The sequence below is a fragment of the Paenibacillus sp. NPDC056933 genome, from assembly GCF_042674385.1.
GTDB lineage: Bacteria > Bacillota > Bacilli > Paenibacillales > Paenibacillaceae > Paenibacillus.
The window spans coordinates 3,034,540-3,055,512 of the sequence record NZ_JBHUQN010000001.1 but is presented as its reverse complement, the minus strand read 5'-3'; the positions used below and the strand labels follow the sequence as shown (position 1 = coordinate 3,055,512).

Sequence of the window (20,973 nt, the reverse complement as noted above, 5' to 3'; positions counted from 1 at the left end):
TTTTAAAATGCAATGAACATACTCATAGCAATCGCTTTCAAGATACAGCATATGTAAACAAGCGCCATAGATTGACAGCATTTGTACTGTCCTGATGAAAAAAGATGCAAAAAAAGAAGAAACACCCTCGCTCCACATGGGAGGAAGGTGTGGTACGAATGCTCATTCACCTGAGTACATAACTGTCATGGATAAAGGGGGAACGCTGACCTGACCGTCTTTGATCGTACGCAGCGCCTGTACACCTGCTTTTCCTTGCTCTACAACCACATTCCATTCATCTAAGGAAACAGACATTGTACGCGTCTCTTTGGCAGCATTGTAGATGATGACCAGTCGGCCCCAAGAATCTCCGACAGGCGTGCCCGCCAGTTCATAGGCCAGCACCCCTTTTCCTTTTTCAAGCCATCGAACATGCTGCTTAATCTCTTCCCGGGTGCGAAGGCGAAAAGCAGGATGCTCGCGCCGAAGACGGATCAGGCCACGATAATAATCGTATACTGGCTTAAACTGCTGCTTTTGTTCCCACCGAATGGCATTGACTGAATCCCCGCTCTCATGACTGTTGGCATCGCCGTACTTGCTTCGCAGAAATTCATCCCCAGCCGCAAGCAATGGAACCCCCTGGGAGGTTAACACGATGCCAGCAGCAAGTAGACAGCGCCGGACCGTTTCATTCTCCAGTATGTGATCCGGGTCAATATGCAAATACGGCTTCGCCCGTTGTACAGCCTCTTCCACGCTGGCACTGCCTTTCACACGACCATCCTCGCTGTATGTGATAAACCCCAGCGGATCATCCAACCCTTGAGTCTGTGCGACTTTGTCCCACAGGTTGAGATTATCATGTACGGTGACATAATTAATCGTTTCCGATGGGCCAGCTGTAAAGTCGGTAATGGAACCCCGCACGCCTGTCCATATATCCTCTTCCTTCCCCTCCGCTCCTGTAGCAAAGCCGGTTCCCGTTCCATCACTGTCGCCTTTGATCGTTCCACGGAAATTATCGTTAAACACCGCAAATCCGGATTCACGCTGATCTCCCTTAAGGGTCATCTGATCCCCAAGCGGTGATTCCAGCGCTCCCCAGGGCTCACCGTACAAGAGGATGGATGGAGAAACCTCGGCATGCAGTTCTGCTGCGAGCTCTTTCATCGTTGCCGTGTCAATCAGACCCATCAGGTCAAAACGAAACCCGTCCACATGATATTCCTCTGCCCAGTACCTTACGGAGTCGATAATAAACTTGCGCACCATCGGGCGCTCAGTTGCTACTTCATTGCCTGTACCCGATCCATTGCTGTACGTGCCATCCGAATTGTGACGGTAGTAATACCCTGGTACAAGCTTTTCAAATGAGCTGCCAGCGGTGTCAAACGTATGATTGTACACCACATCCATAATGACCCCGATCCCCTTCTCATGAAGGGCGAGCACCATCGATTTGAACTCTCGAATTCGGGTCTCCGGCTCATCTGCACGTGAAGCATAGGAACCCTCGGGAACGTTATAATGGAGCGGATCATATCCCCAGTTATAACGTGAGCAATCGGAGGTCCCGTCATCTGCCTTCGATTCATCCACTGTCGCAAAATCAAATACCGGAAGCAGATGTACATGCGTGATTCCCAGCTCAACCAAATGGTCGATCCCCAGCGTATTCCCGTTTGAATCGTGCAGACCTGTCTCGGTAAAAGCCAAATATTTTCCTTTGTGCCTCATGCCGGATGACTCATGGATCGAGAAATCGCGCACATGCAGCTCGTATAAGACGGCATCTACCGGGCTCGCCAGTTCTGGACGAATATCCTCGTTCCATCCATTCGGGTGGGTCTGCTCCAGCCTGACGATGACACCCATTTCTCCATTCATGGTCACTGCCCTTGCATAAGGATCGACCGCAATCTCCTGCCGTCCGTTATCAAAGGTGACCCTGTACATATAACGATAACCGTTCCACTCGCCTTCGAGCTTCTGGGACCAGATGCCCTGGTCCTGTCTATGCATGGGTATTTCTTTCTGTACCGCCTGATTCTTCGATTCAACGGCACTTTCCCCTGTTGAAGGCGGGTAGATCAGTACATCCACCTGCTTTGCGGAAGGCGTCCACACTTTGAAACTACAGGCTTGTGGTTCCATCGTGACACCCAGATCTCTTCCTTGGTATGTATCCTCCAAATTCCATGCTGCAAGCTTGTGATGGTCGTGAATCATGATGTATACTCCCCTTTCGATAAGCAATATAATGGATGCGGAACGAATGCTCCTTACTTTTTATACCCCTTCTGTCCCCTAACCATAATCCCGGGGTGAAAAAGACCATAAAAAAACAAGCCATGCTTTACGTCGTTCTACGTAAAACACAGCTTGCTCCATTGTGCCTCTATCACTTTCCGTTCAGCTCCGCATACGATGCTTCCAATTCGGTGATGAGCTGGTCGCCACCCGATTTTCTCCAGGTTGCCACTTCCTGCTCCCAGCCGGCATCATCGATTTTGCCCATAATGTACTTGGTCTGTGCATCCCAGATCATCTGGTCCAGCTCCTGGCCACGCTCGGTATAGATGGCAGAAGACAAGGTCAACGCCGGATTCGGAATGGCATACTGCTCATTTTCACGCGCCATCTTCGTGCCCTTCATGCCGATCGGTACATCGACAAGTTCAGGCACGTTATAGCCTTCAATGCTTAACAGATTGTCCCGATATGGCTTTACTTCACGCTGATACCCGTCAAAGTCCTTGAACTCGGTTTTTCCGTCCGAAGTCTTGGTATAGTGTACATCTTCGAGACCCCGCAGTTGAAGCGTGCTCAGTGGTTCGTCCATCAGTTGGTCCAGAAACGTCAGCACCTGCTTTAGCTGTTCTTCATCCGTTACAGAAGCTTTAGGAATGACAAGCATGCCATAGTTCCCCGGTTCCCCGGCAATTCGAATGCCGTCCGGTCCCTGGAACGGGGCCACATCAATCTCGCCATCAGGCACGTTTGGCGTCAGCCGCTGCTGGAACGACTTTCCGTTCTGGGCGACACCGTTGAGCTTCATGGCTACGAGACCGGAGTCGATTTTTTTGTCCGCATCGGAAGGATCAAGTGCAGGAAAGTCACTGTTAATCAGCCCCTCACTAAACAGTCGCTTGAACAGCTTCATGGTGTCCACATATTCGGTGGTCAGAAATTCAGGGGTCAGTTTGCCCGCATCGTCCACACCCCACTTGTTCACCCCACCAATACTTACGGCAATCCGCGTCAGCGGAGAGGATACGCCTTCGTTGTACTTTTTGAATAATACCGTTCCATACGTATCTTCCTTGCCGTTGCCATCAGGATCATCCTTGCGAATGGAGCGCATCACTTCGTACCAGTCATCCAGCGTTTTGGGTACATCCAGCTTTAATTTGTCAAACCAGTCCTTACGGTACACGATAGCTGTACGCCCGATATCACGAAAGTTGGGTACCCCGTAGATTTTTCCCTCAATTTTGATATTGTCAAAATAAGCCTCGGATTGGGCAGACAGGTTTTTGTAATCTTTCAGGTAAGGTCCAATTTCCCAGAACAGCCCCGTTTTGGCTGCGTTAAATGTTGTGGGCACATAGTTCACTCGCATGATGGTCGGCATCTCGCCCGAAGCTACCATGACGTTTACTTTATCATCAAAAGCAGACTGCGGAATCCACTGTACACTGACATCCGTATTGGTATATTCCTCAATCTTTTGTTCAATTCCGTTCTCTTTGGCCGGCACATCACCTACCTGCATCAAGGAGATCGAAATGGGAAGCTTGCCTTCCCCTGCCGCAGGCGCTTTTTCTCCCCCACAGCCTGCAAGCAGTCCGGCGGACATTGCACCAACCACAACCAAACCGCCTAAACGGGACATCCGACTTTTTGGACTCATGAACCATCTCTCCTTTGGATAAGGTTATGTACACAAACCACTCCGTTGACAGAACAACCTTCCGATCGCTGTTATCCCCAGATTTTTTTGATCTCCTTCTGAAAAGGGAAAATCTAGGGATACAGGCGAGGTGTGTGCTTCCGATGCAGCTTTCTTTCAGAAAGCTTTCAGCTCCGCTTCTTAAGGTTATTTCTGTCCTCTCCGTTCTCATGTACATGTTAGTTGAACTTGTAAAGTTCCATCTCTACTCCTGCCAAAATAAACGGAGCTACCGATTTCGGATCATTAATCCGAATCGATTCAGTCACATAATACTCGTATGACCCGTCACGATACGGAGTACCACCCAGACCTGCACCGCCGTTACATTGCGTCAGGGACAATACGCCCTCCCGATCGGTTTGCAGCAAATGCAGCAACAGACCCTGATACCCCTTTTCTGCAATCGCCTTGAATTTGCCGCTCAGGTAACCCTTACGTACTCCCTTCGCCAGTGCGTACACAAACATTGAGGTTCCCGAAGCCTCCAGATAATTGCGTTCACGCCCTGGCTGATCGAGCAAATGAGGCCATAATCCGGATTGTTGATCCTGAACATGTACAAGTGCATTCGCCGCACGTTCGAAGATTCCCACAATCTGTCCGCGCTGCTCATGATCTACAGGCAGATGATCCAGTGTATCCACCACCGCCATCACATACCAGCCCATCGCCCGGCTCCACACATGTGGAGAACATCCGGTTTCTCCTGAGCTCCAGCGCTGCTCCCTGCTTTCGTCCCAGGCATGGTACAACAGACCACTGCGTGAATCACGTGTACGCTTCTCCACCAGCAGCAGCTGCAATGCCGCCTTGTCAAACCACTTCTCCTCGCCAGTAACCGCACCATACTGCGTGAGGAACGGAGTCGCCATATACAATCCGTCCAACCACATCTGGAACGGATATATCTTCTTGTGCCAGAATCCGCCCTCACTCGTACGGGGCTGTCCTTTAAGCTGGACCATGAGCAGATCTGCGGCTTTCCGGTATTTTTCTTCCCCCGTTTTATCCAACAACAGGAACAGTGATTTCCCCTGGTTAATCTGGTCCAGATTATATTCCTCGACTGTATAGGAGCGAATTGATCCATCCTCCTGGATAAAGTGATCCATCAGCTCCCGGATGTAATCGAAATATTTTTGTTCTCCGGTATGGGTGTACAACTCTTCCAGCGCTTTCAACAGACAACCATTCTCATAATGCCAGGTGGGATACAACTCATGATTGCGATAACTTTCCATGAACTGTTCGGCCATCCGTACCGGTGTGAATTGCAGTGTTTCTTTCATGGGGTTCCTCCGCTTCCGGCTCTTTATTGAGCCTGTTTTTTGTAGTCTTCCGCATATTCCTCACGAATTTTGGTTCCGCCCGCGTTAGCCCAATTCTCGATTTCCTGTTTCCAGCCATTTTCATCGATTTTGCCCATAATATATTTGGTCTGTGCATCCGCAATCATCTGATCCAGATCCGCACCGCGATCACCATAAGTAGGTGAGTATAATGTCAGCGCAGGATTCGGTACAGCATGCTCTGCCAGCTCTTTGGCAAGATCCGTACCTTTCTCGCCGAGCTCAGTATCCTTCAACTTCGGAACATTGTATCCTTCAACATAAGGCAGGTTATCACGATAAGGCTTCACTTCACGCTGGAACGCATCGAAGTCGCTCATCTCCACCTCATCTTCGCCAGCTTTCTTGTGATGTTTGTCTTCAATGCCACGCATCAGCAGGGTCGCCATCTCAGGGTCCATCAATTTATCCAGGAAAGATAGGAGGTTTTTCAGCTCTTCTTCCGACTTCACCGTCGCTTTCGGGAATGCCAGAATACCGGAGTTGCCCGTCTGCCCTGCCACACGATCTCCATTCGCTCCCAGCAAACCGGCGATATCTACAACACCATCCGGATCGTTCTTGGACAGCCGCTCCTGCTGGCTCTTCCCGTTCTGGGCCACACCAACGCGCATGCCAACCACGCCTGAATCATACTTTTTCTCCGCTTCCGTAGAGTCAAATACGGCAAAGTCCTGATTCAGCAATTTCTCGCTATACAAACGTTTCAGCAAATCCAGTACCTGCATGTATTCCGGTGTCATGAACTCTGGCGTGAAACTGCCATCTTCCTCTACCTTCCACTTGTTTGGTGCACCAAAACTTACGCCAAGACGTGTGGTGAAGGAGTATTGATCCTCATTATATTTTTTGAAAAGCATCAGTCCAAACGTATTATCCTGACCGTCTCCATCCGGATCGGAGGTCGCCAGCGTTTTGATCGTTTCATACCATTCATCCGGTGTCGTCGGCACCTTGAGATTCAGCTTTTCGAACCAGTCTTTACGGTAAATTACCGTCGCCCGGGCAATATCAGAGAAAACCGGAACCCCGTAGATTTTACCTTCCACCTTGATATTGTTAAAGAAACGCTCGTTCTGCGCAGACAGATTTTTATAATCCTTCAGCAAAGGTCCAACTTCCCAAAAAACATCATTACGCATGGCACTGGTCACGGTTGGGTTATACTGAACCTTCACAATTTTGGGCATATCGCTCGATGCAATCATGACATTAATTTTGTCATTGTATGCCGAAGCAGGAATCCACTGAATGTCCAATTTGGTATTCGTGTACGCCTCAATCTTCTGCTGAACCTCATTGCCTTTGCTCGGTACATCTCCCACCTGCGCTATCGCGATGGACACATTCTGAACACCGCCCTCGGCAGCCTGACCTTCATCCGATCCGCATCCTGCCAGCAGACCTGTAACCAGTGCCACTGTACTCAGGACAGCTACGGCTTTCTTTTTTGTTGCTTTCATCCAATGAAACCTCCCTTTTTTCTGCAGTGATGACCCTTTTACGATCCAAACATGTGCTAACTCAGCCTTTCACCGAACCCAGCATCACTCCTTTGGCAAAGTGTTTTTGCAGGAACGGATAGACCAGCATGATTGGAATGGTGGAGAACACGATAACCGCCATGCGAATGGTGAGCGGCTGAATCTCGGTCTCTTCGATACTGGTATCCCCGATTCGGCTCTGGGCCAGAATGACAATCTCACGCAGCCACACTTGTACAGGCCACTTTTCACTATCATTGATATAGATTACGGCGTTGAAGAAGCTGTTCCAGTGAGCCACCGCGTAAAAGAGGGAGAATGTTGCCATGGCTGGCATCGACAAGGGCAGGACAATCCGGAACAGTACACCCACATCATTACATCCATCAATTTTGGCAGCATCCTCCAGTTCATCCGGAATGGCCTGGAAAAAGTTCTTAAGTACGATCAGGTTAAACGCACTGATTGCGGTAGGCAGCATCAGGGACCATAACGTATCGGTTAGATGCAGGGATTTGACGACAAAGTAGGTTGGAATCATCCCGCCGCTGAACAGCATCGTGAACAGTACCCCCAACAAGATGGGCTGACGTCCACGCAAGTATCTTCTCGAAAGCGGATACGCCATGAGCGACGTGAATAGCAGGTTAAGCAGTGTTCCAATGACGGTGATATAGATCGATACGCCCAAACTGCGAATCAAGGTGTCTGTAGAGAAAATGTAACGGTACGCGGCCAGTGAGAATTCTTTTGGAAAAAGGATGAATCCTCCCTTCGCCACTTCATGAGGGCTGGTAAATGAAACCGCCAAAATATAAATGAACGGGATGACGGTCACAATTCCGATCAACAGCAGCAAGCCATGATTGACAATATCAAAAATTCGGTTGCCCCACGTTTTATCCTGTTGCATCTTAATGTTCACTCCTGTCTGGTGAAGAACGTCTGCTGCCAAGCGTTAGTAGACGCCTTCCTCCCCGAATTTTTTGGCCATCGTATTGGCACCCAGTACAAGCGCCAGCCCGACGACTGATTTGAACAAACCGACAGCAGCACTATAACTGTATTGTGCCTGTGTGAGACCTTTGGTGTAGACATAGGTATCGAATACCTCACCCACATCCCGGTTCGTCGGTGTCAGCATCAGGAAGATCTGTTCAAAGCCTGTATCCAGGAAGTTGCCCAGACGCAGAATAAGCAAAATAATGATCGTACTGCGAATGGCAGGCAGCGTAATGTGCCAGGTCTGACGCCAGCGATTGGCGCCATCCATCCGCGCAGCTTCATAGAGCTGTGTGTCTACACCGGACAGGGCCGCCAGGAAAATAATTGTACCCCAGCCTACCTCTTTCCAGATGGATTGTCCGACAATCATCGTTCGGAACCAGCCGGGCTCAAGCAGGAAAGCTACTTTTTGTCCCGTTATGCTGTAGAGCAATTCGTTAATGGCACCGCCTTCAGTTGTGAACAGCATGTAGAACACACCAACCACAACGACCCAGGAAACAAAATGCGGAACATATACAAGAGTCTGTACAAATCGTTTGAACCGTTCGCGGCGAACTTCATTCATCATGAGCGCCAGCACAATGGGCAGCGGGAAGAAGAACACCATGTTATAGATTGCCAGTAAAAATGTATTCCGGAATAAGGTCCAGAACTGTGGTTCTCCGAAGAAACGCTGGAAGTGTTTGAACCCTACCCAGTCACTGCCCAGAATGCCCTTGTAAGGCGTGTAATCCTGAAAAGCCATCGTAATGCCATACATGGGTATGTATTTGAAAATAACAAAATAAAGCACACCCGGTATCAACATAATGTAGAGCCACCGGTTTTTGATGATGTCCCTCCACAGCAAGTTTTTGTCACTGCGGGTAGCGGGCCGTGTCCGAGCCGCCGTTTCGGCTTTCATAGTGTCTTCCTCCCCACTTTGGAAACGATTACAAAATATCACTTCCTGAATTCATGTCTTCATTGTGGAGGATAAACGGATAACTGGCTATCGTCTCGTTTTAGCTTCCTGTTTTCCCTTATGCAGCAAGGTTTCTGGGCATTATCGAAATCGGTTGACGCTCATCGATGAACCGCATTTAACCCGGATACTCCCGTCTTAACTCTGCTTTATTGATGCACCGAAGCATCGCCAGGAACAAAGAAAAACCTGCCTGCCATAGCAGGCAGAGCAGGCCTTTCGTTTATCGCTGCTGCTCCCGATATTTTCCGGGAGTGGTTCCTGTAATTTTACGAAATGTGCGGATAAAAGCGGTAGGGTTCGTGTAATTGAGTTTCTCGGCAATCTCAGATATTTTCAGGTTCGTTGTCTGCAGCCAGGTCTTCGCTTTTTCCATACGGTACTGTGCGAGGTATTCGGTAAAGTTTACTCCGGCTTCCTTCTTGAACACACGGCTCAGATAGACCGGATGAAAATTCAGTTCTTCAGCGCAGGCTTCCAGCGATAATTCGCGATCATACCGTTCCTCGATCAGCCGTATCATGCGTCGGGCAATGTTCAGATACTGTGATTCTTCCTGCTCGCGCCAGTATCGAATGACAGGTTGAAATAAACACTTGCGGAACCAATTCGTCATCTCATCCAGTGTGGATAACTTCAGCAGTCGTGCCATGGAAGCCTTCTCGCCCAATACTTCAGCTACATCTCCTCCTTGTTCCTGAACGAGCTGGTACACACGGGATAACAGTTGAACCATAATCACGGGGTACTCGCTAAAATGCAGCTTCTTGTCTGCGAGCAGACCCAGATATTGTGTAAAGTATGCATTGGTTTTCTCCTCGTCTCCTTGCTTGAGCGCTGAAGCCAACTGATCTTCAATCATCCTGAGCTGTGTATATAACGCTGCCTCCGTCTGACCTCGCGGTTGAATATCCTCGTAATGCAAAATAATGCGACTGCCCAGACTTACCCTGCCCTGAAGGGCCTCCCGGCTTTCCTGATAAGCTCTTGGTGAATCTCCTATCTCTGCATAGGAGCGGCTAATGCCGATACTTACAGGCAGATTGAGATAGGTTACAACCCGCTCACGGATCAATTCAGCCTGGGTATGCATCCATTCTTTGAGCTGTACTTCATCAACCACCACCGATGCAAGTATCGTAACCTGAGCGTCATCAATCATGACAGGGGCAAATCGAATATCCGAAGGCAGCAGTTCACCGACCATATTGTTTAACGCGAACAACAGCAGGTCCCGGTCCTGCTCTTCATACCTTGTCCCTTCAAGGGTATCGATTTGAAGCGTGAGTACCCCTAACCGTGACCATGATGTCGGAAAATCATACAGCTCTCCCTGATATCTGAAGTCCTCTTCCGATATTTTGCCTGTTAGCAGTTTGGTCATAAAGAATTCCTGCAAATGAACATGCTGACCCTTCATTTGCTCGCGCATCGTTTTTTCCGAGCTGAATAAGGTCGTTAATCTCTCTTCGATGTAGATAAATTCATCCTGACGGCGTCCTGACGGGGCCAATGGAGAATCCAGTCCCTTGGTAAACTGCAGCAGTCTAGATATCGGAGAATACATCCGTCGACTGCCGTAGATGGCGACCAGTCCCGTCATACATAACATGATCAGTGTAGCCACTCCTGTAACCAATGCAATTTTTTGCGACTGAGCGGTAATCTGCCCCAGGGACACCACTGATACATATAACCAGCCATTGAGCGGCGACTTTCTGTAACTAACCGCAACCTGACTTCCCTCCACCTCAGCGTTGAAGAATCCCTCCGCTAGACCCGTCGTCTCCACTTTCTCATGAATTTCCTGATTGAGCATATCGTATTTCCCGTCTTGTTCCATATCATTCAGAAAATACTTCTGGTCCCGATCGAGCACATACATATCACCTGAATTCGGATTTCGACTTAGAAATGTGCTAAGCTCCGCATCAGCAAGATCGATCACGAGTAGACCTTTAGGTTTCACATTAGTAGGCACCATCGGGATTTTGAATACCATGCTCACCACATTGTCCGATGATATAAGAGTAGGCGGGGGTTCCTGTGCTGCTTCACCCATTCCGGCAGAAACCGGAACACTTTCTTTGGCTGAGCTCCTATTTTGAGTGACCCAGAACAAGCTGTTTGTATATTTTAAATAGGAGCCAATGCGGTCCCGGATACTGAAATCATCCACTTTCCCAAATGATCGCATTGAAACGACCCAATCTTCATCCAGATTGACGAGATAAGCCTGATCGATATTGGTAACCGCCTGCAGATTGTTGAATCCGGACGTCAGATCACGTATTTCCTGAAATTCGCTGCTGTCCAGCGGTTTCTTCATCGCTTGTAATACCAATGGAGAATTCACATACTGGATGGACGACAATTGCAGGCTGCGCAATACTTGCTCTACCCGCATTTGGGTCTGATGCAAAATCTGCAGATTACTCTCACGCACCTTCTGTTCAATGTCACGCGAAGCAATCGAATACGAGACTGAACCAATCACAATCACCGGAAGGGCTCCAAGGATCATGGTAAAACAAAGCAGACGCAGCAAGTATTTAGGCAAAAAGAGCATCCTCCTTTGTATGTATTTTGCATTATTTAAGCGAGAACGCTTTCGGAATGGACTTCCGGTGCAATGCAAAAGGGTTGTATAATATCGCTTTCATTGGATTAATTTACTATTGTTATTTTAAAACCCATTGTTATTCAAGTCCACTATTTATTCTTGAAGGTTGACTTCAAGGTTATTTCCAGTTTATATTGGTTGCATATTCCTCAATCAAAGGAGAGATTTTGATGTCGGTGAGCGTTCTTAACTAACCAAGTTTCATATTCAGGAGTTTGGCCTTTGATTCACTTGTGCCTTATGGCATACGTGTGTTTCATGATGCGCCGTAGCCCCTGTACTTAGTTAAGAACAGCGGATATCATAAATCGCCTCCGGGATTGTACGTGTCCGGGTCTATTTCCGCGCTGTGTTCAGCGTGGATTTTTTTGTATAGACCTGTAATGGACCCTGCTTTCCCATACGTTAAGGGGCGGAGAATGACGTTTGTTCATTCTCCGCCCTTTTTGCGTTTTTCCAGGAATATGTTCCATCGCTTTAACCGTACTTCCATTTTAATTCTCAAGGAGAGATCAAGAATGAATGAAAACACGCTAAACAGTCTGGGTTACCCCCAAATCCAAAAAAATCTTGCAGCCTGTGCCACATCCTATTTGGGCAAACGTTACGCAAGAGACATGAGACCGATGGTTGACGCACGTCTGATTGAAATCCGTCTGGAAGAGACGGCTGAAGCCGCAGCTTTGATTCGCTTTGGCGCCAGTGTTCCCATTCCTTCACTGGAAGGGATGGAAACCATTATGGACCTGCTCGGTACCGGTTATTTATTTAGTGAACGTGATTTCAGCCATCTCGCCCAATTTCTGCGCAGCTGTGCACAGCTTATGAAGTACATGGAATCGAAGTCCGAAGCTGCTCCCACAGTCAGCCGTTATGCTGCATCAATGATGGAAATGGAATCCCTGTTAAGCGAAATTGAACGCTGCATCCACAGTGGACGCATACAGGATCAGGCCAGCAAAGAATTGGTTCGCATCCGCAAAAAAATGACAGTAAATGAAGAACGCATGAAACGCAAGCTGGATTCTCTGGTAAGCAAACACCGCTCCATCATGCAGGAAAATGTCATTAGCCAGCGCGGTGGAAGAACCGTGCTTCCCATTAAGAAGGAGTTCCGCAAGCTCGTTAAAGGCAGTGTGCTGGATGAATCAGGAAGCGGTCAGACCGTATATATTGAACCGGCTGAATTAGTAGGTTTGCAGATGGAACTGGCTTCCCTTCAAGCCGAGGAATCACGAGAGGAGATGAAAATTTTAGGTGACTTAACCTCTCTGGCAGAGTCCTATCATCGTGAAATTGCGCTAAATACAGAAACGATAGGTATTCTGGATTTCCTGTTTGCCAAAGCGAAATATGCAGCGACGATGGACGGTCGTATTGTACACGTGAATGCCAATGGAAGGGTTCGGATACAGAATGCCCGCCATCCGTTCATGGGCGCATCCATGGTTCCGCTTGATTTTGCAATCGGTCACACATATTCCTCCCTCATCATTACAGGGCCGAATACAGGCGGCAAAACGGTCGCCCTCAAAACATTGGGCCTGCTCACCCTCATGATGCAATCCGGTCTTCTGGTGCCTGTTTCTGAAGGTGGCGAGATGGCGGTATATCGCGAGGTTGCCGTTGATATCGGCGATGGACAGAGTCTGGAGCAAGCACTCAGTACCTTCTCCGCTCATATTCGCAATATGATCGGCATCCTGGAGCAAGCCGATTCCTCAACGCTTGTGCTTATTGATGAGATGGCTTCCGGCACGGACCCCGGTGAGGGAGTAGGCCTCTCCATCGCCATGCTGGAGGAACTGCACCATCGCGGGGCTACAGTGGTTGCCACAACCCATTTTGGTGAAATTAAACATTTTGCGGCAGCTACGCCGGGTTTTGAGAATGCACGAATGGAATTCGATACGGTCTCGCTCCAGCCTCTTTATCGATTGCGGATTGGAGAAGCCGGGGAAAGTTACGCCTATTCCATCGCGTTGAAGTTGGGAATGCCACAGCGCATTATAGAACGCTCCAAAGTGGTTTCCGACCAGGGCGTCTCGCAACGTGTCTCTCCAAGCCTCAGTCCATCCGTACCCCTTGCGAATTCTACGCCATCGCCAAGAAGCAGCACAACGGAACAAGAGCACTTAAATAAAACAAGGAACACAGTGAAATCTGTCAACCCGTCCGCACAAACTGGAACAAGAAAGCAATCCGATAGGTCTGAAACATTAGAACCCACTTCCCCAGCCAAAGCATTCCGTAAAGGAGATCGCGTGTATGCAGCCTATCTGAACCAGTCAGGAATCGTCTGTGATCTGGAGGACAGTCGTGGAAACATCGGAGTTATGCTGCGAGGACGTAAAGTCAAAATTCACAAAAAACGCCTGACTCTGCATATATCCGCACAGGAACTTTATCCAGGCGACGACTATGACCTCGACATTGTGCTGGAGACCAAGGAAAACCGAAAAAAACGCAAACTGATGGGTCGCAAACATGTGGAAGGACTGAAGATTGAATTGCCTCCTGAAGAATAATCACAAGATTGGTATAATGGGTTGAGTTAGTATACAGTAATTAGCCTATCGATCGTTAGTGGTTAAATATTCACAAGGGGGAAGGAAGACCCGTATGTCTATTGAGCAAGATACAAAGAAGGTGACACCAGAAGTCCTTGTATGTCCTTTATGCGGTGAAGCCAATGGCTGTTCCTATGCAGCAGGCCGTCCACACTCAGAATGCTGGTGTAACCAGGCCGTGTTCCCAGAAGGGGTATTTGACCGCATTCCAGCAGAACAACGCAGGAAGTCCTGTATATGTAAGACATGTCTGGATACGTATAAAAAGAAAGCAGAACAAGAAGAAGAGCCCCACAGTTAACCCTGTGAGGCTCTTCTTCTGTCCATATTACGTTGTATTGGAATGAAAATTTTTATTTTTTCATTTGATGATAGTGCTCTACAGCCTGCTTCAGTACAGGATGGCTCTCATCCATGGACGTATACTGGCCGAGTGCTGCTTCAATCCCTTTTTGCTGGATCGTAGTTTGGAGTTCCAGCGCTTCCGGATCTTCAGGAATGTCAAACTTGCACGCAGCCGCCATACCCATCGCCAGATGGGTTGTCTCCGTTCCATACTCGTAAGCCTGGAGAGCCGGACGAACCAGACGGTCATTCGGGGACAGTTTCCGCAGCGGTGAACGTCCTACACGAGTTACTTCGTCCGTCAGATGCGGGTTAACGAACCGTTCCAATATTTTGGCGATGTACAGCTGATGATCATCCGCATTGAAACCAAAACGCTTCACCAAAACTGCCCCGGTTTCCTGCAAAGCACCATATACGATGGATTTTACTTTTTCATCGGCGATAGCCTTCTGAATCGTATCATACCCGTTCACATATCCAATATAGGCGGCAATACAATGTCCTGTATTTACGGTGAACAGCTTCCGTTCAATATAAGGCTCCAGATCATCAACATACCTTACACCCTCAACCGGTTTGAACGCAGGAGCCATTTGTGAACGGTCAACAACCCATTCATAGAAAGGCTCTACCTGTACATGTAACGGATCTTCATGATGCTGAATCGGTACAATCCGGTCTACGGCTGAATCTGGAAAGTATACGTACTGATCAGCAAGTTTGCGGATATGCTCATCCAGCAAGCCATATACATGTTCTTTCAACTGAGTGCTGGCTCCGATTGCATTTTCACAGGCAATAATGTGAAGAGGCTCGAAGACATCACCTGTTCCCAGTCTGGCCGTAAGACCCTTGGCTATACCGGGAGCAATATGTTTCAGTATGCCTACACCCACTGCGGTTGTGATCAGTTCAGCTTCTGCAACATTTTGAGCAACGGTATCCAGATTGGTTCCATCGATTGCGCTCACACCAGTGACGTTCTCCAGGTCCTTGGCCTCGTTAGCCAGTTCAACGGTGTACTCTCCGCGCTGCTGTAAAGCCGTAACCAGCTCCTGATTAACGTCCGAGAATACTACCTTGTATCCTGCACGGGACAGGATCAAACCGATGAAGCCACGTCCAATGTTACCTGCTCCAAAGTGAAGGGCCTTCATAGTTCCATTTCACTTTCCAAAATGGTGATGACTTCTTCGGCAGTTTTGGCCTGACGCAGTGCTTCCATGTTCTCTTCCTCCGCACAGATCACAGCAATGCTGGTCAAAATCTCCATATGTTCTCCGCCCTGAGCGGCGATACCGATCACCATATATGCTTTTTCTTCCCCAAAATCAACACCCTGCGGGAACTGGATCACCGATATACCTGTGGACAGGATAAAGGATTTGGATTCCTTCGTGCCGTGTGGAATTGCCAGTCCATTTCCGACATACGTGGAGACAATTTCTTCACGCTCCAGCATTTTGTCAATGTATTCAGCGGTGATATGTCCAGCGTCTTTCAAAATCTGACCTGCCATGCGAATCGCTTCATATTTGTCCTGAGCCGTTGCATTCATGATGACTTTATCTTTCGTTAACACACTCATTTTTGTATACCTCCAATTTCGATTTTGCTGCGGTAAAATCCCGCCAGCTCTTGGGATAAATAATGAATAAGATCATCCCGATTCCCTTTTTCAAGTAATGCAATCATTTCTTCCTGTAACAGCAGCGCACTGATCTCACTTAGTACCTCCAAGCTTTCCTTGGACAACTCTCTGGGCCCAAGCATCAAGAGCACGTGACTGACACCTGCCGGGTCTTCGGGGGTGCGCAGAAGCGGCTCTGACAACTGGAAGAGCGTGATCGAAGGCCTGTAAATGCCATCACTGCGTGTATGGAACAGCGCGAGGGAAGTCCCCGGAATTTTCTGGCTTCCAACTGCTTCACGCTCCTCCAGCAGCCTGGCAATCTCTTCTGGGTTATTCAACACACCGGATTGATGCAACACGTTGCACATGGCGTTGGCCGTTTCATAAAATCCGATCTCCTGATTATCCAGCGGGAACACCTGAAATTTACCAATAATCTGCACGATTTCAATCAGTGTGGTCTCCAGTCCCACCGGATCGGCGATACGGCCTGTTGTCCTTGAATCTGCTTCAGGTGGGGGACTATGTTCCCGCTGAAGCGTCGTTGTCCTGATGAAATGCCTTAAGCGTTCACTCTCTTCTGCTGTCAGCAGTGGGCTTACCTTGTAGTATTGATGTTTATCCATTGGCAGATCGACTGTAGAGAGAACCAGGTCATATTCCGCCTTGGGAATACGTGCAGCTTCATACCATGACACGCTGTCCACAATTCGAATTTCGGGAATTTCCTTGGACAGACGGCTCGATAACATCCGTGAAGATCCGATCCCGCTCGTACAGACGACGACAGCCCTGACTTCACGCTTCAGCACCCGCAGCCGTTCAATGGAAGCACCGAAGTGCATAACCAGAAATCCAATCTCCTCATCCGGCACATCCGTATTGGGCCAGGCCAGTTGGACCGCTTCTTTTACATCCTCAAACAATGATTCATAATCCTTGCGGATTTGCTGAAGCAACGGATTACGGATGAGCTGACGCCCCTTCATGCGTTCCAGCACCGGCTCCATATGGGCAATCAGACCTTCACGGAGCAGACGATCCTCATGGAACAAATAATGGGTCTTCTCCTGCATCCGATCTGTGAGGGAACGAACCATATCGAGTAAGACCAAATCGTCTACAGGCAGCAGACGCGAGGAATGAATGGAATGCTCAATTTCAATCAGCAACCTGTGAAAATATGCCTGTTCCTCTTTGGCAAACTCAAGCCCCAGCTGGGCAGACAGAACACCGCACAAGCGGGAAGCCAAGTATTCCGGTACCTTCTTCTCGCCATCCAGCAGATATCCGCCGTTCTTATTGTCCTGATGAAGGCTCCGCCCAATGCCAAAGCCTTTGCGGATACGAACAACCGCTACGGACAATTGAATCAACAGCTTCATGTATTGCCGCTCCGGGATATTTTCCAACCAATCGATATCCGGCTGCCACAACGCATTTTCTATTGTAAGTACATCCTCATGCCCTATCATTCCCAGAAGTTTGCTGTTTACCTTAGAGACTCCCTGCTCCACATGTCTCCCGAACAAATCGGATTCATCCAAGTATTCAAGAGCGAGCGCGGATATAGCCATGCGATGTGCCACTTCGCTTCCATTGATCTTGACCCCATATCCGCGCCTGCGAACCAGCTTCAATCCCGCCTGGAGAATACGTGGCTCAAGGTCATCCAGATCATTGCTTGCCGTAGACACCGTAACCTTCAGATCTGAGGCCAGTGCAAGCAACTTCACAGGCTCAGCTTCATCCAGCAAAATGCAAAGCATGAAGAGTTTACGCTCTTCGGGCGTAAACTCCACATATTCGTTCAGCTCAAGTTGTTGTCGCAATACAGCCAGATCATCGGAACCGGGATCGATTCGGACCCCGGTTCCCGATTTTTTTTCCAATTTCATGCCAAGGGGCTCAAGCCACTGTTCAATCATCTGCAACTCCCGATGTACGGTACGGGTACTCACTTTGACCGCAACAGCTATTTCGCCAGCAGTTACCTCATGCGGGTGCTCCAGCAGGAACTCCACGATTTCACGCTGTCTCCTTGTAATATTGCTCATCAGGAGTCGGATTTGAGGCGCTCCACCAGTGCCTCATATTCAGGACTCTTCAGGAAGTTATCGATGGAAATATGCTCTGCATTTGGAGCCACCGTTTTGGCCCGGTCTGTCAATGTTTTCTGTGTGATGACGATGTCGGCATCTTGCGGAATTTCACTGATTGCCGTGTTGGTTACAGCGACATCCACACCGGCTGCCTTCATTTTCTTCCGCAGAATCGAAGCTCCCATGGCACTCGAACCCATACCTGCATCACAGGAGAATACAATTTTATTGATATCCGTTTTTACTGCCGAAGAAGCAATATCGGCTGCACGGTCAGCTTCCCGATTGTCTTTATCAACGGTGAGGTTACCCGTTTTGCCCTGGTTTTTCATATCCTTCATACGGTTAGAAGCACTATCCAGATCTTCGTCGTCTTTCTGTTTACCTGTTTTGAGCAGTACGGATGCCACAAGGAAGGAGATAATTGCTGCTACAGCTACCCCTGCCAGCATGCCAAAATATCCACCCTTAGGTGTTAACAACGAGTAGGCAATAATACTTCCCGGTGACGGTGCTGAAACCAAGCCAGCTCCTGTCAGCATGAAGGTCAATGTACCTGCTACACCACCAGCCATCGCAGCCAGAATCAGTATCGGTCTCATCAGAATGTAAGGAAAATAAATCTCGTGAATCCCGCCAAAGAAATGGATAATTACAGCACCTGGAGCGGAAGATTTAGCTGATCCCCGACCAAAGAAGCAGTAGGCCAGCAAAATGCCGAGTCCAGGTCCTGGATTGGATTCAAGCATGAATAAAACGGATTGACCCAGTTCTCTTGCTTGATCTGTACCAATCGGTGTCAAAATCCCATGGTTGATGGCATTGTTCAGGAATAATACTTTTCCTGGCTCAATGATCAGATTGACCAGCGGGAGAAGACCGGCATTCATCAAAGTTTCTACCCCGGCCGATAACACCTTGCTAATCGCTTCAACGAAAGGACCGATGCCTTTAAGGGCCAGAAGGGCCAAAATCCCACCAATAATACCAGCGGAGAAGTTGTTAACCAGCATCTCAAATCCAGATTTGATTTTGCCCTCGACAGCCTTGTCAAATTTCTTAATGACCCAGGCTCCCAATGGTCCTGCAATCATGGCACCAAGAAACATCGGAATGTCACTGCCGACAATCACCCCGATGGTCATAATCGCACCGACTACACCACCACGTTGGCCGTGTACCATGGTACCGCCTGTGTAACCGATCAACAAAGGCAGCAAATATTTGATCATTGGATCAACCAGCAATGCAAAATCTGCGTTAGGGAACCATCCTTTTGGAATGAACAATGCCGTAATCAGACCCCAGGCGATAAATGCACCCATGTTCGGCATAACCATACCGCTCAGGAAACGTCCAAACTTCTGAACGCCGACCCGTATTCCTCCGCTTTTTTCGGATTTTGCGTCCACTGAACTCATATCGAAAACCTCCTCAACATATTAAACCTTCATTCCACTGAATTTTTGACAATGGTGATGATCCAGACGAACAAGGTATAAATCTGAAATAAATCTTCATTTCACAAACATATCGTAAATGAAAACGGTATCTTCTACAACGAAATGAAAACCTACTTCCGTCATGAACGTTGATGACAAGATTTAAATTTGAAGGATTGTCCGATTTATTTAACCTTTTAACTGAAATGACTCTGTCATATTCCCTTTCACGTATCATTCCCACGAAGAACCCCATTTTAATGACGTATAAAATGTAAATATATGCCACATGCATGCTGCGCGAATAACAGAAAAAAGGCGCAGCTGCTCATCCTGTTTCAGATGAAGCAATTGCGCCTAAACTATGGTCAAAATCATCAGTATCACTAACTGCATATATTTCAATGGATTACTCTTTTCACGTTAAACGGGCGTTCGTATCAAGCTCTAGCTTAGCTCTTCACCCTGGAATTCGTAAAATAATGTAAAATAATATTATTCCGTGTGTTTACGATATGCGTCCGCATTCATCAATGTGGACAGTGCTGCTGTCAGATCGCCCTCAACACGGATCTCAATCATCCAGCCTTCCTCATATGGAGAGTTATTAACCAGCTCCGGGGAATCCTGCAATGCGTCATTTACAGCCACAATGGTTCCACTTACAGGAGAAAACAAATCCGAAACGGTTTTGACGGATTCAATCGTTCCAATGCTGTCTTCCGCCTTTACATCCGATTCAAGGTCAGGCAATTCAACAAACACAATGTCACCCAGCTGATGCTGCGCGAATTCGGTAATGCCAATACGTACGGTATCCTCCCCTACGGTCTGCACCCATTCGTGCTCTTCACTGTACAGGAAATCACTTTTCAATTCGCTCATCGATATCCGCCTCGCTTTTCATTAATGAGTGCATGCGCTTCTTTGACCTTAACCTTTTTCCCAGAACATAGCGTATGATATTTCCCAATCAAATGTCAAGATACCTCACAAATTATTTGATTTTCTTTCTTATATGCCTGTAACTCAAATGAACACTCCCTACATATAATGGTGAATATTAGAAAAGTAAGCGCACTCTTTATAAATAGACGAACGTTATAAAATAAATTGAAAATATCATTCGGATTTTTTATTAATTTCTATGATATCGTTCTTGACATCAATAGTCGATTCAGGCTTTAATGAGAGTAGTAAATGTGTTTATTGGTCTATGCAATGCCCGCGGATGAATGTAAAGGGAGAGATTACCCTTGACACCCGAATCAGGGTGTACATGCGGTAACGCCGAAGGAGTAAACCACCGACAAGCGGAGGTGAATCTCTCAGGCAAAAGGACTTTTACGGGACGCAACTCTGGAGAGCATCTATTCGCCCTGTATGGGCGTTACGATCACCCAAGGGGAAACCTGCTGCATCATGCGGCGGGGTAACTCTCAGGTACCAAGGACAGAGCCTAAGAATACAGCGTGCTTCTGGCATGCCGATTCTTTGGCCTGTCCTTTTC

The 20,973-nt window shown here is 48.1% G+C and carries 14 protein-coding genes and 2 riboswitches; of the genes, 2 read left to right on the top strand and 12 right to left on the bottom strand.

The window, feature by feature from the left end; translation table 11 throughout:
• Nucleotides 1–162: 162 nt before the first annotated feature.
• The 7 genes from pulA to ACFTRD_RS13495 form a co-directional block, all read right to left on the bottom strand.
• Nucleotides 163–2,214 carry a type I pullulanase gene (gene pulA, locus ACFTRD_RS13525; protein WP_379380548.1) on the bottom strand — a complete coding sequence of 684 codons (2,052 nt, stop codon included), beginning with the start codon at nt 2,212–2,214 and terminating at the stop codon, nt 163–165.
• A 172-nt stretch (nt 2,215–2,386) separates the two neighbouring features.
• Nucleotides 2,387–3,898, bottom strand: coding sequence for an extracellular solute-binding protein (locus ACFTRD_RS13520; protein ID WP_379380546.1), 1,512 nt, complete (start codon nt 3,896–3,898; stop codon nt 2,387–2,389).
• 218 nt (nt 3,899–4,116) lie between these two features.
• A complete protein-coding gene (locus ACFTRD_RS13515; RefSeq protein ID WP_379380544.1) occupies nt 4,117–5,229 on the bottom strand; it encodes a glycoside hydrolase family 88/105 protein in 1,113 nt (370 codons plus the stop codon).
• Between the two features lie 23 nt (nt 5,230–5,252).
• Nucleotides 5,253–6,752: an extracellular solute-binding protein gene (locus ACFTRD_RS13510; RefSeq protein WP_379380542.1), complete on the bottom strand. Its 1,500-nt coding sequence runs from the start codon at nt 6,750–6,752 to the stop codon at nt 5,253–5,255.
• 61 nt (nt 6,753–6,813) lie between these two features.
• The gene (locus tag ACFTRD_RS13505) at nt 6,814–7,686 is read right to left on the bottom strand and encodes a carbohydrate ABC transporter permease (protein WP_192270068.1); all 873 of its coding nucleotides are present in this window, start codon (nt 7,684–7,686) and stop codon (nt 6,814–6,816) included.
• A 45-nt stretch (nt 7,687–7,731) separates the two neighbouring features.
• Complete coding sequence (locus ACFTRD_RS13500) at nt 7,732–8,685, bottom strand: ABC transporter permease (protein WP_379380540.1); 954 nt, start codon at nt 8,683–8,685, stop codon at nt 7,732–7,734.
• Between the two features lie 283 nt (nt 8,686–8,968).
• Entirely contained in the window at nt 8,969–11,305 is a 2,337-nt protein-coding gene (locus ACFTRD_RS13495) for a helix-turn-helix domain-containing protein (protein WP_192270072.1), read from the bottom strand.
• 581 nt (nt 11,306–11,886) lie between these two features.
• Here ACFTRD_RS13495 and ACFTRD_RS13490 point away from each other — a divergent pair.
• Nucleotides 11,887–13,896 carry an endonuclease MutS2 gene (locus ACFTRD_RS13490; protein ID WP_379380537.1) on the top strand — a complete coding sequence of 670 codons (2,010 nt, stop codon included), beginning with the start codon at nt 11,887–11,889 and terminating at the stop codon, nt 13,894–13,896.
• Between the two features lie 94 nt (nt 13,897–13,990).
• Nucleotides 13,991–14,239, top strand: coding sequence for a cysteine-rich CWC family protein (locus ACFTRD_RS13485; RefSeq protein ID WP_379380535.1), 249 nt, complete (start codon nt 13,991–13,993; stop codon nt 14,237–14,239).
• Between the two features lie 52 nt (nt 14,240–14,291).
• Here ACFTRD_RS13485 and ACFTRD_RS13480 read toward each other — a convergent pair whose 3' ends face one another.
• The 5 genes from ACFTRD_RS13480 to gcvH all read right to left on the bottom strand — a co-directional run bounded on the left by ACFTRD_RS13480 (nt 14,292) and on the right by gcvH (nt 20,348).
• Nucleotides 14,292–15,443 carry a mannitol-1-phosphate 5-dehydrogenase gene (locus ACFTRD_RS13480; RefSeq protein WP_379380533.1) on the bottom strand — a complete coding sequence of 384 codons (1,152 nt, stop codon included), beginning with the start codon at nt 15,441–15,443 and terminating at the stop codon, nt 14,292–14,294.
• Nucleotides 15,440–15,874, bottom strand: coding sequence for a PTS mannitol transporter subunit IIA (locus tag ACFTRD_RS13475; RefSeq protein WP_192270080.1), 435 nt, complete (start codon nt 15,872–15,874; stop codon nt 15,440–15,442). The genes ACFTRD_RS13480 and ACFTRD_RS13475 overlap by 4 nt, the downstream gene beginning before the upstream one ends.
• Nucleotides 15,871–17,976 carry a BglG family transcription antiterminator gene (locus ACFTRD_RS13470; protein ID WP_379380530.1) on the bottom strand — a complete coding sequence of 702 codons (2,106 nt, stop codon included), beginning with the start codon at nt 17,974–17,976 and terminating at the stop codon, nt 15,871–15,873. The genes ACFTRD_RS13475 and ACFTRD_RS13470 overlap by 4 nt, the downstream gene beginning before the upstream one ends.
• Nucleotides 17,976–19,442 carry a PTS mannitol transporter subunit IIBC gene (locus ACFTRD_RS13465; RefSeq protein WP_379380528.1) on the bottom strand — a complete coding sequence of 489 codons (1,467 nt, stop codon included), beginning with the start codon at nt 19,440–19,442 and terminating at the stop codon, nt 17,976–17,978. Before ACFTRD_RS13465 ends, ACFTRD_RS13470 begins: the two co-directional genes overlap by 1 nt.
• A gap of 516 nt (nt 19,443–19,958) precedes the next feature.
• Entirely contained in the window at nt 19,959–20,348 is a 390-nt protein-coding gene (gcvH, locus tag ACFTRD_RS13460; RefSeq protein WP_192270086.1) for a glycine cleavage system protein GcvH, read from the bottom strand.
• A 346-nt stretch (nt 20,349–20,694) separates the two neighbouring features.
• A riboswitch (glycine riboswitch) is annotated at nt 20,695–20,817 on the top strand.
• A 3-nt stretch (nt 20,818–20,820) separates the two neighbouring features.
• Nucleotides 20,821–20,921, top strand: a riboswitch (glycine riboswitch).
• The last annotated feature ends 52 nt before the right edge of the window (nt 20,922–20,973 follow it).